Annotated in this window: 12 protein-coding genes; 6 read left to right on the top strand and 6 right to left on the bottom strand. The window is 44.4% G+C overall.

Annotated features, from left to right (window positions below):
• Positions 1–29 precede the first annotated feature (29 nt).
• The 6 genes from ettA (at position 30) to ACVV26_RS02890 (ending at position 9288) form a co-directional block, all read left to right on the top strand.
• Positions 30–1697: an energy-dependent translational throttle protein EttA gene (ettA, locus tag ACVV26_RS02915; RefSeq protein ID WP_474799879.1), complete on the top strand. Its 1668-nt coding sequence runs from the start codon at positions 30–32 to the stop codon at positions 1695–1697.
• Between the two features lie 427 nt (positions 1698–2124).
• Entirely contained in the window at positions 2125–3102 is a 978-nt protein-coding gene (locus ACVV26_RS02910; protein ID WP_474799877.1) for a KpsF/GutQ family sugar-phosphate isomerase, read from the top strand.
• A gap of 67 nt (positions 3103–3169) precedes the next feature.
• Entirely contained in the window at positions 3170–4321 is a 1152-nt protein-coding gene (locus ACVV26_RS02905) for a capsule biosynthesis protein (RefSeq protein WP_474799876.1), read from the top strand.
• A 23-nt stretch (positions 4322–4344) separates the two neighbouring features.
• Positions 4345–6015 (top strand): polysaccharide biosynthesis/export family protein, encoded by a 1671-nt coding sequence (locus ACVV26_RS02900; protein ID WP_474799875.1) that lies wholly within the window; start codon positions 4345–4347, stop codon positions 6013–6015.
• A 52-nt stretch (positions 6016–6067) separates the two neighbouring features.
• Positions 6068–8089, top strand: coding sequence for a capsule polysaccharide biogenesis protein (locus tag ACVV26_RS02895; protein WP_474799874.1), 2022 nt, complete (start codon positions 6068–6070; stop codon positions 8087–8089).
• Between the two features lie 14 nt (positions 8090–8103).
• Positions 8104–9288, top strand: a complete 1185-nt coding sequence (locus ACVV26_RS02890; RefSeq protein WP_474799872.1) for a capsule polysaccharide biogenesis protein — start codon at positions 8104–8106, stop codon at positions 9286–9288.
• A gap of 61 nt (positions 9289–9349) precedes the next feature.
• Here the strand turns inward: ACVV26_RS02890 and ACVV26_RS02885 are convergent, their stop codons facing one another.
• From ACVV26_RS02885 to ACVV26_RS02860, 6 genes are read right to left on the bottom strand one after another with little or no spacing between them, the layout of a single operon-like run.
• Complete coding sequence (locus tag ACVV26_RS02885) at positions 9350–10546, bottom strand: alpha-2,8-polysialyltransferase family protein (protein WP_474799871.1); 1197 nt, start codon at positions 10544–10546, stop codon at positions 9350–9352.
• Between the two features lie 13 nt (positions 10547–10559).
• Entirely contained in the window at positions 10560–11702 is a 1143-nt protein-coding gene (locus ACVV26_RS02880) for a DUF6716 putative glycosyltransferase (RefSeq protein ID WP_474799870.1), read from the bottom strand.
• Positions 11702–12877 (bottom strand): UDP-N-acetylglucosamine 2-epimerase, encoded by a 1176-nt coding sequence (gene neuC, locus ACVV26_RS02875; RefSeq protein WP_474799869.1) that lies wholly within the window; start codon positions 12875–12877, stop codon positions 11702–11704. Before neuC ends, ACVV26_RS02880 begins: the two co-directional genes overlap by 1 nt.
• Positions 12874–14127, bottom strand: coding sequence for a cytidylyltransferase domain-containing protein (locus tag ACVV26_RS02870; protein WP_474799868.1), 1254 nt, complete (start codon positions 14125–14127; stop codon positions 12874–12876). The genes neuC and ACVV26_RS02870 overlap by 4 nt, the downstream gene beginning before the upstream one ends.
• A gap of 2 nt (positions 14128–14129) precedes the next feature.
• Entirely contained in the window at positions 14130–15167 is a 1038-nt protein-coding gene (neuB, locus tag ACVV26_RS02865) for an N-acetylneuraminate synthase (RefSeq protein ID WP_312982850.1), read from the bottom strand.
• Positions 15160–15786, bottom strand: coding sequence for an acetyltransferase (locus tag ACVV26_RS02860; protein WP_474799867.1), 627 nt, complete (start codon positions 15784–15786; stop codon positions 15160–15162). The genes neuB and ACVV26_RS02860 overlap by 8 nt, the downstream gene beginning before the upstream one ends.
• Positions 15787–15821 lie beyond the last annotated feature (35 nt).

Raw genomic sequence — 15821 nt, 5'->3', positions numbered from 1 at the left:
CAATGAATATAAAGAGGCGAAGTCGCAACGTGGCTCAATTCGTTTATACCATGCATCGTGTCGGCAAAGTGGTTCCGCCGAAACGCCATATTCTTAAAAACATCTCTCTGAGCTTCTTCCCCGGCGCAAAAATCGGGGTACTGGGCCTGAACGGCGCCGGTAAATCTACCCTGCTGCGCATCATGGCGGGCATTGATACCGATATCGAAGGCGAAGCGCGTCCGCAGCCTGGCATTAAAATCGGTTACCTGCCGCAGGAGCCGCAGCTAAACACCGAACATACCGTACGTGAATCCGTGGAAGAAGCGGTTGCCGAAGTGGTTAACGCCCTGAAAGGCCTCGATGAAGTGTATGCCAAATACGCTGAACCGGACGCCGACTTCGATAAACTTGCCGCGCAACAGGGCAAATTCGAAGAGATCATCCAGGCCCACGACGGCCACAACCTGAACACCCAACTGGAGCGTGCCGCCGATGCGCTGCGCCTGCCAGACTGGGATGCCAAAATCGCCAATCTCTCCGGGGGTGAACGCCGCCGCGTCGCACTGTGCCGTCTGCTGCTGGAAAAGCCAGACATGCTGCTGCTCGACGAACCGACCAACCACCTGGATGCGGAATCCGTGGCCTGGCTCGAGCGCTTCCTGCACGATTTCGAAGGCACCGTCGTGGCCATTACCCACGACCGTTACTTCCTCGATAACGTTGCCGGTTGGATCCTCGAGCTTGACCGTGGCGAAGGTATTCCGTGGGAAGGCAACTACTCCTCCTGGCTGGAGCAGAAAGATCAGCGTCTGGCTCAGGAAGCCTCTCAGGAAGCGGCTCGCCGTAAGTCCATTGAGAAAGAGCTGGAGTGGGTACGCCAGGGCGCGAAAGGCCGTCAGTCTAAGGGCAAAGCCCGTCTGGCGCGTTTTGAAGAGCTTAACAACACCGAATACCAGAAACGTAACGAAACCAACGAACTGTTTATTCCGCCGGGAGCACGCCTGGGGGATAAAGTGGTTGAAGTGACTAACCTGCGTAAATCCTATGGCGATCGCCTGCTGATCGACGATCTGACCTTCTCAGTACCGAAAGGCGCGATTGTCGGCATCATCGGTCCAAACGGCGCGGGTAAATCCACCCTGTTCCGCATGATGTCAGGCCAGGAACAGCCGGACAGCGGCACCATCACCCTGGGTGAAACCGTGAAGCTGGCGTCTGTGGATCAGTTCCGCGACAGCATGGACAACAGCAAAACCGTGTGGGAAGAAGTGTCCGGCGGGCTGGATATCATGCGTATCGGCAACACCGAAATGCCAAGCCGCGCCTATGTGGGCCGCTTTAACTTCAAAGGCGTCGACCAGGGCAAACGCGTGGGCGAACTGTCCGGTGGTGAGCGTGGTCGTCTGCACCTGGCGAAGCTGCTACAGGTAGGCGGCAACGTGCTGCTGCTCGATGAACCGACCAACGACCTGGATATCGAAACTCTGCGCGCGCTGGAAAACGCCCTGCTGGAATTCCCGGGCTGCGCGATGGTTATCTCGCACGACCGTTGGTTCCTTGACCGTATCGCGACCCACATCCTTGATTATCAGGATGAAGGTAAAGTGGAATTCTTCGAAGGTAACTTCACCGAGTACGAAGAGTACAAAAAACGCACCCTCGGCGCTGACGCGCTGGAGCCGAAGCGTATCAAGTACAAACGTATCGCTAAGTAACGAAAATGGCCCTCAAGCAGAGGGCCATTTTTTTATCCTTCACCACTGCTATTATTAGCAGTTGAGCATTTCTTTGATTTATTGAGATAATTTTACCTCAAGCAAAACAGGGACCAGGGGACATTGGCTGAACGATCTCTTCGCCCTTTAACCCTATTGTCAGATTTTTCTCATTGTCCTTGTTTAGGCAGTTCTACTGTGTTAAAAATCCCCTGCTTTTCCGCTTGCTTGTAGTACGTTGGTACTACGCGAATGCTTTGTTTGACATTAACGTTAGCAATATTTGCTTCATTCCCTCCAGTATTGCTGTTCAGCGCTAATCCTGAAGCACGACGCCGTAGACGAAATACGCCAAGATTCATTACCGAATTTAATGATTAAGTTCAGTCACGGCCTCCCGCTGCGACGATCTTTCAAAGGAATGAGTATGCCTGAGCAATCCCAAATTGACGTAACGCCAATCGTTGTGGACGCATCCCTGATTGGCTCGGTTCAACGCACCTTAAGCGAACAAGGCCAAGCCTTGTCCAGGCTGTCGCAACAACTCGACGCGGCACAATACGCCACCGCCCTAAAAATGATGCTGGAATGCAAAGGCCATGTGATCCTGTCCGGCATGGGAAAATCGGGGCACGTGGGCAGGAAGATGTCCGCCACGATGGCCTCTACCGGCACGCCCAGTTTCTTTATTCATCCCGCTGAAGCCTTTCACGGCGATCTGGGGATGATTACACCTTACGATCTGTTGATTTTGATTTCCGCCAGCGGTGAAACCGATGAGATCCTCAAACTGATCCCGTCGCTGAAAAATTTCGGCAATCGCATTGTTGCTATCACCAACAACGGTCAATCCACCCTCGCAAAACATGCCGATGCGGTGCTGGAATTGCATATGGACAGCGAAGCCTGCCCCAACAATCTTGCGCCGACTACCTCCACCACGCTCACGATGGCGATTGGCGATGCGCTAGCCATTGCGTTAATGGAAAAACGGCAGTTCCGCTCTGACGATTTTGCCCGCTATCACCCAGGCGGTTCTTTAGGACGCCGGCTGCTTACCCGCGTCAGCGATGTCATGGTGGGCCAGGTACCTACCATCGATGCCCAGGCCGACTTTAAAAAAGTCATCCAGGAAATCTCCAGCGGCTGCCAGGGCATGGTGGCGGTGACCTTAGCGCAACGCCTGGCGGGAATTATCACCGACGGCGACCTGCGTCGTTTTATGGAAAAACATGACGATTTCCTGACGGCCACCGCTGAACAGATGATGACGCGCCAACCGCTGACAATCAGCCCGCAAATGATGGTGGTGGAAGCCGAAGAGATCATGCAGAAACGCCGCGTCTCTTCGCTGCTGGTCACTGAAAATGACGACATCGTCGGCTTATTACGTATTTTCAACTGATGATTTGACAGGGATTTCCTGCAAAAGAAACCGAGCGTAAATCGCTCCCGTAGATGACGAAACTGGCATGTTTATTGAGAAAGTAAGAACCGGTATTCCAGCGGTAAAGCGTAGATTGGCTGTTATTAATCTGGAAACTATTCAGCGACATTTGGGAAAATTAGTCGTGTTAATCCCAATGGCGCTGCTGATTATCTATCTGGTAATTTTTAGCCAACCACGCTATGTCAGCGAATCTACCGTAGCCATTAAGCGTTCCAGTGATATCGACGGCAGCAGCCTCAACGTGGGGCTGCTGTTAGGCGCATCCAATCCCAGCTCGGTCGAAGATGCCCTGTATCTGAAAGAGTACATCAACTCGCCGGATATGCTGGCTATCCTCGATAAGCAACTTAACTTTCATGAGGCATTCAGCCAGAGCGGCCTGGATTTTCTCTACCATCTACCGCAGCAAGTGACCGCAGAGAAGTTTCTGGATTATTACCGCAACCGCATCGCGGTCTCCTGGGATGATAAAAACGGCCTGTTAACCATCCAGACACAGGGCTTTACCCCGGAATTCGCGCAACGCTTCAACCAGGCGGTACTGAAAGAATCCGAGCGCTTTATTAACGAACTTTCCCACCGTATCGCCAGGGACCAACAGCAGTTCGCCGAAAGCGAGATGGAAAAAGCGCGCGCCAAACTCGATGAAAGCAAACGTCTGCTGCTGACCTATCAGAACAGCAATAACGTGCTCGATCCGCAGGCTCAGGCGCTGGCCGCCAGTACCCTGGTCAACACCCTGATGGGCCAGAAGATCCAGATGGAAGCCGAGCTGCGAAACCTGCTGACCTATCTGCGCGAAGATGCGCCACAGGTGGTGAGCGCGCGTAATGCCATTGATTCTCTTGCCAGCCAGATTGACGAAGAGAAAAGCAAAATCACCGCCCCGGACGGCCATAAGCTCAACCGTATGGCGGTGGATTTCGAAGAGATCAAATCCCAGGTGGCGTTTGATACCGAAATCTACAAGCTGGCACTCACGTCAATTGAAAAAACGCGCGTTGAATCGGCCCGTAAGCTGAAAGTGCTGTCTGTGATCAGCTCGCCGCAACGTCCTGAAGAATCACGCTTCCCGAACATTCCTTACCTGCTCGCCAGCTGGTTGCTGGTGTGCGGTTTACTGTTCGGAACCATAAAACTGCTGTTGGCGGTTATTGAAGATCATAAAGATTAATAAGAGTCATCACTGAGTTTGCTATGAAATTATTAAAATGGATTTGCGTCGCCCTGGCCTGTCAGTTAGCACAGGCTAACGCCGTTGGCATTAATGCCGACCCTAACCTCACGGGCGCGCCAATGCCGGATCTGCTGCCTGGCCAGAACCAACAGGCCGTTTCCAGCGATGGGTTTGATAACTCGCCGCCGCCCGCCAGCGCGGCGTTAATGAGCCGTATGTTCGGTGCCCAGCTTTTCACTTCTTCTACCGCAGACAGCGGCGCCAGCATCGGTTTTAACCCGAGCTACGTGATTGGCCTGGGCGATACCATCCAAATCCGCCTGTGGGGGGCTTTCAGCTTCGACGGCGCGTTAACGGTGGATCCGAAAGGGAATATCTTCCTGCCTAACGTCGGCCCGCTGAAAGTCGCCGGGATCACTAACGGGCAGTTGAATGCTTTAGTCACCAGCAAAGTGAAAGAAGTGTACCAGGCGAACGTTAACGTCTATGCCTCGCTGGTGCAGGCACAGCCGGTAAAAGTGTTCGTCACTGGCTATGTCCGCAATCCTGGCCTCTACGGCGGCGTAGCGTCTGACTCGCTGCTTTCGTACCTGAGCAAAGCGGGCGGCGTTGACAGCGATCGCGGCAGCTATGTGGATATTGTCGTCAAACGCGGCACCCGCGTGCGCTCGCGAGTCAATCTGTATGACTTCCTGCTCAGCGGCAATCTGGCGCTGTCGCAGTTCTCCGATGGCGACACCATCGTGGTTGGCCCACGCCAGCACACCTTTAGCGTTGAAGGCGACGTGTTCAACAGCTATGACTTTGAATTCGCCAATAGCACCATCCCTGTGACTGAAGCCCTGAGCTGGGCACGGCCTAAGCCGGGTGCCACCCATATGACGATTATTCGCCAGCAGGGCACCATGAAGCGCAGCGAATATTATCCGCTGAGCTCTGCGCCGGGCCGCACCTTGCAGGATGGCGACAAACTGGTTGTCAGTTCCGACCGCTATGCCGGCACTATCCAGGTACGTGTAGAAGGCGCGCACTCCGGCGAGCACGCCATTGTATTGCCGTACGGCGCAACGATGCGCCAGGTCCTGTCGCAGGTGCGCCCGAACAGCATGTCGCAGATGGACGCCATCCAACTGTACCGCCGCTCCGTAGCGCTGCGTCAAAAAGAGATGCTCGACGTATCCCTGCAAAAACTGGAGCAGGCTTCGCTTTCCGCACAATCATCCACGCAAGAAGAAGCGCGCTTACGCATGCAGGAAGCGCAGCTGGTCAGCCGCTTTGTGGCTAAAGCCCGCACCGTGGTGCCTAAAGGCGAGGTGGTGCTGAACGAGAAAAACATCGACTCGGTACTGCTGGAAGATGGCGATGTGATTAGCATCCCGGAAAAAACGTCTCTGGTGATGGTTCACGGCGAAGTGCTGTTCCCGAACGCCGTGAGCTGGGAGAAAGGCCTGGATCCGGAAGAGTACATCGAGAAATGCGGCGGTCTGACGCAGAAATCGGGTAACGCCAAAATCATCGTGATCCGCCAGAACGGTGAAGCGCTGAACGCCGATGACGTTAAAGAAATGCGTGCCGGCGACGAGATTATGGTGTTGCCGAAGTACGAGTCGAAGAACATCGAAGTTACGCGCGGCATTTCCACGATCCTGTACCAACTGGCCGTGGCGGCAAAAGTTATTCTGACGTTGTAACCATCGGCCCTGCCCATACGTGGGCAGGGTTAATCAGGGAGAGGCATACACGGTGTTAGGCATTTTTTCCGGTGGTATCTGGCGCATTCCGTTTCGCGAAAGCTTTTTGCCCGGACCCCATCAAAAATTGTCATCACAACGCCCGGTCCCGCCGGGTATTGAGGCCGTTGCGGTGTGGGGCTTTCGTCCCAGCGCCCGTAAGCCTGTCGACCTGGCACAGGCGGCCCGGTTGCCTGTCGTGCGTCTTGAGGATGGTTTTATCCGTTCGCTTGGGCTGGGCGTAACGGGTTGCCCACCGCTGTCGATGGTCGTTGATTACCAGGGTATGTACTACGACGCCTCTACGCCAAGCACGCTCGAAGCCCTGATTCAGGATACCGCTGGCAACGCGCCGTTAATAAACGAGGCTCGCCAATTGATGGTGGACATCGTCAGCTACGATCTCTCTAAATATAATCAGGCCGCGCCCTGGATCCCCGATGCCTGGTCCGGCAAACAGGTGCTGGTGGTCGATCAAACCGTTGGCGATGTCTCCGTCAGCAAAGGCAATGCAGATCCTTCACGTTTTACAGAAATGTTGGAAACCGCGCGGCGTGAAAACCCTGATGCGCGGATCCTGGTGAAAGTCCACCCTGATGTACTGTGTGGTAAAAAAGCAGGCTATTTCGCCGGGCTGCGCAACGACGCGCAAATCCAGCTTTTCGCTCAGGATGTTAGCCCGCAGTCGCTGCTGCGCCATATGGATAAAGTCTACGTCGTGACCTCTCAGTACGGCTTTGAGGCCCTGATGGCGGGTAAACCCGTTGTCTGTTTTGGGCAACCCTGGTACGCCGGATGGGGCCTGACAGACGATCGCCATGCGAATGCCGCCATGCTTGCCGCGCGGCGGCAGTCTGCCACGCTGGACGCACTGTTCACCGCCGCCTATCTGCGTTATACCCGCTACCGCAACCCGGTAACCGGCGAACCCGCAGACTTGCGTATTGTGGTGGAATGGTTAGCCCTACAGCGCCGCCATATTTTAGCCCGCGCGGGCCATATCTGGGCACCCGGCCTGAGCTTATGGAAATGCTCGGTATTAAAGCCGTTTCTTAAAACCGCTGATAATCGCCTCAACTTTTCAAAACGCGGTAAAGACGCAACCGCCTGCGTGGTATGGGGTACGCGCGGCGAAGCGACGTGGCAATCCTCAGCCGAACAAAGATCGCTGCCGCTATGGCGCATGGAAGATGGCTTTATTCGCTCATCAGGCCTGGGTTCCGATTTACTGCCTCCGCTCTCGCTGGTGCTCGATAAAACCGGTATCTACTACGATGCCCATCGTCCCAGCGACCTGGAAAATTTGCTCAACGCCAGTGCGTTAACCGCATCGCAATCCCAACGTGCGCAGGCGTTACGCCAGAGCCTGGTGGCGCATAAGCTAAGCAAATATAACTTGGGCTGCGCATGGCAACTGCCTGCCAGGGCCACGGGTAAACGTGTTCTCCTGGTACCCGGACAGGTAGAGGACGACGCCTCCATCGCCACCGGTACGTTATCCATCAACACAAACCGCGATTTACTGCGAACAGTGCGCGAGCGCAATCCTGACGCGTTTGTTATCTACAAACCCCATCCTGATGTGGTGGTGGGTAATCGCATGGGGCAGATTGCCCCGGAAGATCTGGCTGCATGGGCAGATTGTGAGGCGCGGGATGCGGACATTATCGACTGCATCCAGCTCGCCGATGAGCTACACACCATGACCTCGCTTTCAGGCTTTGAGGCGCTGCTACACGGCAAACAGGTCTACTGCTATGGAATGCCGTTTTATGCCGGTTGGGGGCTAACGCATGATGAACATACCCTGCCGCGCCGCACCCGCAAGCTGAGCCTGGATGATGTGGTTTATCAGGCGCTAATCGCGTATCCAACTTATATTCATCCGGTCCGGCAGGAGCCCATAACGGTAGAGGACGCGGTCAGCGTATTGAAGAGCGCGCCACGTGGTGAGATGAAGGCTGTGTCAGGATTGATAAGTTGGATAGCTCGTAAAGTAAGAAAAATAAAAATGGTTATAAAAGTTGTTATTTAATGAGTGCGAGCAAAATGAAAAATATAACATCTAATTTTGCAGTAGAGATGCTTCTCAGTGGGAAAAAATATCTTTTGCTACAAGGACCAATGGGACCATTTTTTTCAGATTTAGCAGATTGGTTGGTATCTCAGGACCGTGAAGTCACAAGTGTAATATTTAATGGTGGAGATTATTTTTACAATCGTAAAAATAGGCATGTACGGTATACGCAAACAGTACATGAGTTCCCATCATGGCTAAAGAAAACATGGGAGCAGTATAATTTTGACACAATAATATGTTTCGGTGATTGCCGCCCTCTGCATCAAGCCGCCTCTTCATGGTCAAAATCGAAGAAAATTCAATTTTTGGTTTTTGAAGAAGGATATTTAAGGCCGCATTTTATTACCTTAGAAAAACAAGGGGTAAATGCTTTTTCAACACTTCCTAAAGATCCTAACTTCTATAGAAACCACACACCTTATGAAGAAAAAGAAATTAAACATTTCATTCCATCTATAGCTAAAAGAAATATTCATGCGACGTGGTATTATCTTATGGGAAGTTTATATAAAAAAAAATTTCCGAATTACAGACATCATAAATCATTCTCCCCCATTTATGAAGCACGTTGCTGGATACGTGCATGGTATCGAAAGAAGTGGTATGCACTATTACAGCATAACCGGCTTAATTATTTGACGAACAATCTTGATAATCAATACTTTCTTGCAATATTACAGGTTTATAACGATAGTCAAATCAGAAACCACAGCCCATATGATGACATTAGAGACTATATTAACGAAGTTATTTATTCTTTCAGCAAATATGCATGCTCTTCGGACTATCTGGTATTTAAACACCACCCAATGGACCGGGGCCACAGGCTCTATAGTCCTCTAATTAAAAAGCTTGAAGCTAAATACCATGTCAAAGGAAGAATAATATATATACATGACTTATCAATGCCAAAGTTACTTACCCATTCAAAGGCTGTTATTACCATTAATAGTACTGCGGGTATTTCAGCATTAATCCACAACAAGCCATTAAAAGTGATGGGAAAAGCGATTTATGACATGAAGGGATTAACTTACCAGGGTAACCTTAACAGCTTCTGGAAAAAACATCATAAACCTGACATGTTATTATTAAATAATTTTCGCAATTACTTATTACAACACACTCAAATTAATAATATTTTCTATAAATAAGAGTGCTCAGCGCAATAAAAAAGGGCGTTACAAAACGCCCTTTTAATTGAAGTTGCAAATTTTATTGATGTTTAAAAATAGGATCGCTGAAAGATGATATGATTCTGACGTTTGTAAAATTCTTCAAAATGTCAAAGTGCTGGCTCAGAGTTATAATGCCTTTTCGAGATTGCTTATTGTTACATAACTCAAGCATAAGCGGTGCTATCGAGTAAGGCTGACATTTATTTGAAATTAAGGGAGAGTAAACTAAAGAAGAAGATGTCAAACCAATTAGCATCTTAATCTTGAATTTTTTTATGACAGGTTCTATTAAAAAATCAGGTTCAGTTATCAAAACAATATCTTTACACTTAGCATCTTTTATAGCTTTGCTAATGATAGACACGTTTTTAACAGGTTCTTTGGGATGAAGCTTAATAAATATTCTCGAACCTTTATCTTTCTCTAAACGTTGAAGGATAGATACTAAACTTTTAGCAAACAAAGTCTGGTTAATAGCATATTTTTGGTTGACATAAATGATATCATGACTGGTTAGGTTATATTTACCAATAACGACATTAACTTTTGGGGATAATTTTGCTGATGGTGTGTTAGTGAATTCAATAAATTCTTTTGCTTGAAATCTCTCTTTCAAGAGTTCTGGAAATGATCCATAAACCTTTTCATATCGTAAATCTGGATAGCGAAAAGATTTTATTGCATTAAAATACCCAGAAAATAAATTAACATTAGCAAAGCTAGACTGAGATAATTTTTTATAGGTTCCAGTACCTTCTTCTATCAAAGAACATCTAATATTGTTTTTTTTGAATAAAGATAAGAAAATAGAATAATGATACTCGTAGCTCATAAAGTAAGCATGTTGAGCATTTGATATCTCTACGATTTTCTTATAAACGTGATAGAACCAAGTTGCTTTTTGGAAAGAAAACGCGTTAGGGAAAACAGGTATAGTTAATAAATTAGCTGAAGAAAATAATTTCTTTTCCATTTGCTCAAGAATTATCTTGGGCATTTGTAAATTTTTTTCGGTAGCTAACACAATTAATCCGTTATTCCTTTTATTAAATCTCCTAATAAATTCTTCAGCCTTTTTCAATTGTCCAAGATTGCTGATAATAAATATATTTTTGCAATTAAATCGTTTACCCGACAATAATTCATTAGTTTTATTGTTTGCATTAAAAAACCATGAATCATTAAAAAACAGCTTTGGTTTAAAAACCAGTTTTTTTATCTTTTTAGAAAACATTAAAACCCCAAGCTTAAGCTAATCTTGATAAAACATTTTTAACTCTTTTCAATACTACCCAATTTTCTCGTTTCAAAAACATCCAAAAGAATCTAATTATGATTAAAAAAATAATAAAATTACGCGATCGCTTAATATTAATATTTTTACTGGCGCAAAAATATTTAGTTACCAGTAAATCATACAGGAACTCCTTCTGCGCGCATTGCGAATAAACAACATGATTATTTAGCCAATTTTTATTGGCGGATAAAGGGGGGTTAAAAGCGAAATGATCATAGTGAGTTAAAAGACCTGAATCCGAAAAGTAAACCTGGCCACGAAATGAATCTGTAAAACCATCAATTAAATAGACATTGATACCATTTACCAGGCAATTTATAGCTGCAGATGAAGAAATAGTGATACATTCATCAACTTCAAGCAATAAATCTTCAATGCTTACTTCAGTAAATGACAAATTATTAAAGTCGAAGTGCATTAAATATTCCTGGATATCAAATATCATCTCGCCAGGCGAGATTAATTGGTTGCGGCTTTTAAAGGTGAATTTCTTACATGGGTTATCTTTGATAATTGACGCAAGAAAAGTTGCATAAGCGACTCTACCATTTTTGGTGTAAGGTTCCTGAAGCTGATCGATAATAATGCAATGGTTACTTTTTGTTTTGCGATTGGAAAGAATTTTTACCCATGGCGATCCAAAATGAACGCCGTTAAAGGGTACGCCAACAATTCTGCAAATAGCCTTATAGATTTTATAATCTTTACGACAATTCAGTAAGACATAATGGCTTCTTACTTTAGAAATAAATGATTCCAGTTGTGATGATAATAAAATCCCAGGAAAGCATGAAATAATCAATGCGTCTTTCGAAGCAACTGCCTTCGTTATTGTATTAAGATCCCGACCGCCTGTAGCACAGAATATATAGTCAACTTGAGCATATTCAAGAAAAGAAGAGACATCATTTGGATAAAAAACAGGAGTTTTATTGCCTATTGTTTTTTTTATAAAATGATAAGACTGAGCCTCCAACCCGCAAAAAAAAATGTCTACGGCACGGTCAGAGATATATTCAAAAATGTTTTTCAATGCTAAAAGATGAGAATCGTAACGGAAAACAAAACACACAACAGGACGATGATTCATCATTAATGCTTAAAAGTTGTGAATGATGGTAAATCGTAAAAATCTTTATAATCGTGTTGAGGTGCCTGCAAAAATTCTTTAATAATTGAAATGCAATTATCTAATGAATTTTCTTTTACATAAGGATTGTTGAAGTGCTTAAGTTCATCCAGGAAGGCAGGATTATAGGTCAGCTTGATTGCATTAATAATATCTTCAGAATGAATTGGAACATCAATAACGCTGCTCCCTCTTACTCTCCCTTTTTGTCTGTCCCCAATATTGATTGTTGGGATCTTTAGAGAGGGTATTTCAATTAAGCCAGATGATGAATTTCCAATCAAACCACACGAGTATTTATTTAGCGCCAAGTATTCTTCGGTACGTAAAGAGACTAGATTTCTAAAGTTGTTTTTGTAACAGAAGGTGTTAATTTTTTCCCGAATGATATTTGAGCCAGTATCTGAATTGCTTCCAATAAACACAAAATCATACGTATCTTTAAAGGTTTCTATCGCAGTTAATAGTTCATCAACCTGTTCTTCAAGAGAATGTGATGTTAACGTTTCAGGATGAAATAAGACAACATAATAGGGCTTAGTAAAGGTTCCATGCATTGCTTCCATTTCATGAAGCTGGGGTAATCGCAACGAGGACGCGTTCTCTGCTCCTAAGGAGCCAATATTGAAAACAAAATCTGGGTTTTCACCCAGTTGGATTACGCGATTTCGATATTCTTCAGTTGAAGTAAGATGAAGCTTACTCATCTTGGTAATAGCATGCCTGATAAATTCATCATAATTTGCTAACGTTTTTTCCCCACCATGAATATGGATGAGCGGTATATTATGCATTGCGGCCGCAATAGCAACGCTGAAAATTTCATATCTATCGCCCAAAACCATTACAGCATCATAATTATTTTTCTCAAAATAGTCACCGAAAGATTCCAAACAAATTGCCATTGACTTTAATACATGAGCATTAGATGTGGAATCAATTTTGATATCGATAGATGCGTCGATAATTAGACCATCTTCTTCAATGATATGGATCGTGTTTCCATAAATATGGTCGCAATGCATTCCTGTAGCCACAATACGCAGATCCACAGTGGAATCATTATTCAATTTTAATAGTAATCTTTTGACTATTCCATATTCTGCTCGAGAACCCGTGACATACAATATTCTTTTCATAATATAATTCCTTTGAGAAGTTTTTCCAGCGCATCATAGCCTGCGTCGTTGAAATGCAATCCATCATAAGTAAATGATTGATGTAAATTGCCATACTCATCTTTAAGAACGCTATCTAAACAAACAAAACTAGCAAAATCCATTTTTTCTTTAAGGTAATCATTTAATTCATCAATAATACGGTTACTACGATCGAGCCGACCAAAGACTGGCGGCAAAGATAAAAAATAAATTTCAGCTTGCGGGTTTTTACTTTTAATATACTCACAAAGCGTTTTATTAAGTGATAAAGTATCCTCTTTTTGCCAATTATCTAATACAATGTCGTTTGTCCCAGAAAAAATAAAAACAATATCGCCAAAAGTAGATATCAACCCCTTATTAATTATCAACTGATTATATTGATAAGAATTAATTCCAGCAATCCCAAGATTATTAATAGACTTAGTGTTAAGGTTTTCAATATCCCAATAATCGAATAAAGAATGTCCAATGAAAGTTATATCCTTTTTGTCTTTCATTTGCATTTCTTTTTCTTTAATCCTTTTGCAAATGGCTTCGTTTAGTACTTTCGTTTTATTTATTTTCTGCTGAATAACAATCGCCAACTCAAAATCCATTTTATCATCAATATCAACTGAGCACTCTTTGTTCATTATGTAGGCAAGCGAATCTTTACCAAAAAAATGTTTTTTCTTAAGATAATGTTGTTTACTTGCAATGAATAAAGCGCCATTAGGATGATACTCAATACTATGATTTCTATTGTAATTGCTATAATCTAAATCAAAGTATCCAAGAGTAAGTGAGCTATCTAATGGTTTAATAATTGATGAGGGTTTGTCGCTCTGCGTCACGGAGACTACACACTCGTATCCTTGTGCGTAATATTGACTCACTGCTTCAAAAATATGCTGAGCATTTCTGAAAGGCGATGTTGGCTGTAACAGAGCAAAATCGCTATATTCTGCATAGCTGTTTAATGCATGGCTTATGACATCATATGAATTGGCATTATCAGTCGCAAACTCCTCAGGCCGCATTAAAACTTCTGCTCCGTATTTCTCAGCAATACTGCCGTAATATTGTGAGTCTGTCGTGACTATTACTTTATCAAATACATTCGACTCAATTGCCGCTTCGATAGTGTAGGCCATAAGCGGTTTATCGATAAGCATCAATACATTCTTATTAGGCAGACCTTTCGATCCGCTTCGCGCCGGGATTATCGCTATTAATTTCGATTTCATATTTATTTTTGCATTTTAAATGTGCTATGGATGATTAACTCATCTTCAATAAAATCTTGCTCTGCGACTTTACCAATTAAATTATACCATTCCATCGGACTAATGCCGTTACCAGGGCGTTTAGTGGTAAGATTATGTTCACTATAAACATCACCTTTCTTGATATTTGTTTTGGCAATAATTGATTTCCTCGCAACGATTTTATTTTTTTCTTCTGATTTAGTTACGATTTTTTCACTCGATCCTAACGCCATTTCAACCGCTCTGACACCCTGGCATAAATGCTTCAGTTCATCGGGAGTGATAGAGGCCAAGTGATCTGGCCCTGGCATATTTTTATCGAGAGTAAAATGCTTTTCTATAAAAGTAATACCGAATGGAACAGATGCCAGTGCTGCATAGAAACCACTTGAGTGATCGGAAAACCCGATACTGTGTTCAGGGAAATGCTTTTTTAAGTCATTAATAGCATTCAGATTGACATCTTCAAAAGGAGTAGGATATTCGGTATTACAGTGTAGTATTGTAATATTTGTAGGCGTAATTCCATTTCGCAAAAATATTGATACACACTGTTTGATTTCATCAATAGTGGCCATACCCGTTGATAATACAATCTTAATATCAGGTATAGGGAGTTGAGCAATCTTTTCAAGATACGGCAAATTGAGTAATTCGCCTGATGGGATTTTCCACACTTTTTGTTTTAACGATGCTAAAAATTCGACCGAATCCATATCAAACGGGGTTGAGAAAACATCTAACCCCAGCTCTTTAGCATAATTCATTAGACCAATATACTCGTCATGCCCAAGTTCAAGCTTCTTTGTCATCTCTAATTGAGATTCAACTTCACCTGTGTTTTTGATTTGATATTCTGCTTTTGGCGCTATTGACGAAATTAATTTGTCGGCTTTAAACGTCTGAAATTTAACTGCATCGACATTTGCATTTTTAGCTTGTAGTATCATTTCTTTTGCAATTTCGATACAACCATTATGATTACAACCAATCTCAGCGACAATATAGATATTATTCATTTATTTCTCTTATTAACCTAGTTGGTGAGCCAGCAACTACCACATTATTCGGGATATTACGAATTACAACGGAACCTGAGCCAATAACACTTTTCGACCCGATTTTTATTTGTCCATTCACAACGGTACAACTACCAATGAATGTCTCCTCTCCAACATGAACATCTCCGTTGAGTACAACATTCGTTGATATATTACTGCACAAACCTACTTCGTTACCATGTTCGATCAATGCGCGAGTATTTATTACTGCCGCATCGTGTATAGTGCAACCGCGGTTTAATATACACAATTTGCCAATAAAAACACCTACGCCTAAAGTTACTTCACTTGATAACAAAGCAGTTTTATCGATAACATTGATCAGTTTTAGATTGTGTTTACGTACAAGATTTAAATAGTATTTTCTTGCTGAAGGTTGACCAACACCAATAAAATAGTAAAAATCATCTTTGTTATCGATTTCAGATATATCATTGCCAAGTATTGGGTATGATTGATGAATACCGCTTTTGTACTTATCAATGAATCCTGTCAGTTCATATTTATCGGGATCTAAACTATCAATAATTGATTTTGAAAATCCACCGGCCCCGAATATTATTAATTTACATTTCATATAACACCTATTTTCAGTAAGGCGTTTTTGATTAT

It is taken from the genome of Atlantibacter sp. MEI4A-1023 (assembly GCF_056155425.1).
Note: the sequence above shows the minus strand (reverse complement) of the source record. Positions and strands in the feature narration are given on the sequence as shown.

Excerpts from the sequence above, each read along its gene's own strand:
- ACVV26_RS02910 (WP_474799877.1), top strand. The coding sequence starts at position 2,125 with ATGCCTGAGCAATCCCAAATTGACGTAACGCCAATCGTTGTGGACGCA.
- ACVV26_RS02905 (WP_474799876.1), top strand. The coding sequence starts at position 3,170 with ATGTTTATTGAGAAAGTAAGAACCGGTATTCCAGCGGTAAAGCGTAGA.
- ACVV26_RS02900 (WP_474799875.1), top strand. The coding sequence starts at position 4,345 with ATGAAATTATTAAAATGGATTTGCGTCGCCCTGGCCTGTCAGTTAGCA.
- ACVV26_RS02890 (WP_474799872.1), top strand. The coding sequence starts at position 8,104 with ATGAAAAATATAACATCTAATTTTGCAGTAGAGATGCTTCTCAGTGGG.
- ACVV26_RS02885 (WP_474799871.1), bottom strand. The coding sequence starts at position 10,546 with ATGTTTTCTAAAAAGATAAAAAAACTGGTTTTTAAACCAAAGCTGTTT.
- ACVV26_RS02880 (WP_474799870.1), bottom strand. The coding sequence starts at position 11,702 with ATGATGAATCATCGTCCTGTTGTGTGTTTTGTTTTCCGTTACGATTCT.
- neuC (WP_474799869.1), bottom strand. The coding sequence starts at position 12,877 with ATGAAAAGAATATTGTATGTCACGGGTTCTCGAGCAGAATATGGAATA.
- ACVV26_RS02870 (WP_474799868.1), bottom strand. The coding sequence starts at position 14,127 with ATGAAATCGAAATTAATAGCGATAATCCCGGCGCGAAGCGGATCGAAA.
- neuB (WP_312982850.1), bottom strand. The coding sequence starts at position 15,167 with ATGAATAATATCTATATTGTCGCTGAGATTGGTTGTAATCATAATGGT.
- ACVV26_RS02860 (WP_474799867.1), bottom strand. The coding sequence starts at position 15,786 with ATGAAATGTAAATTAATAATATTCGGGGCCGGTGGATTTTCAAAATCA.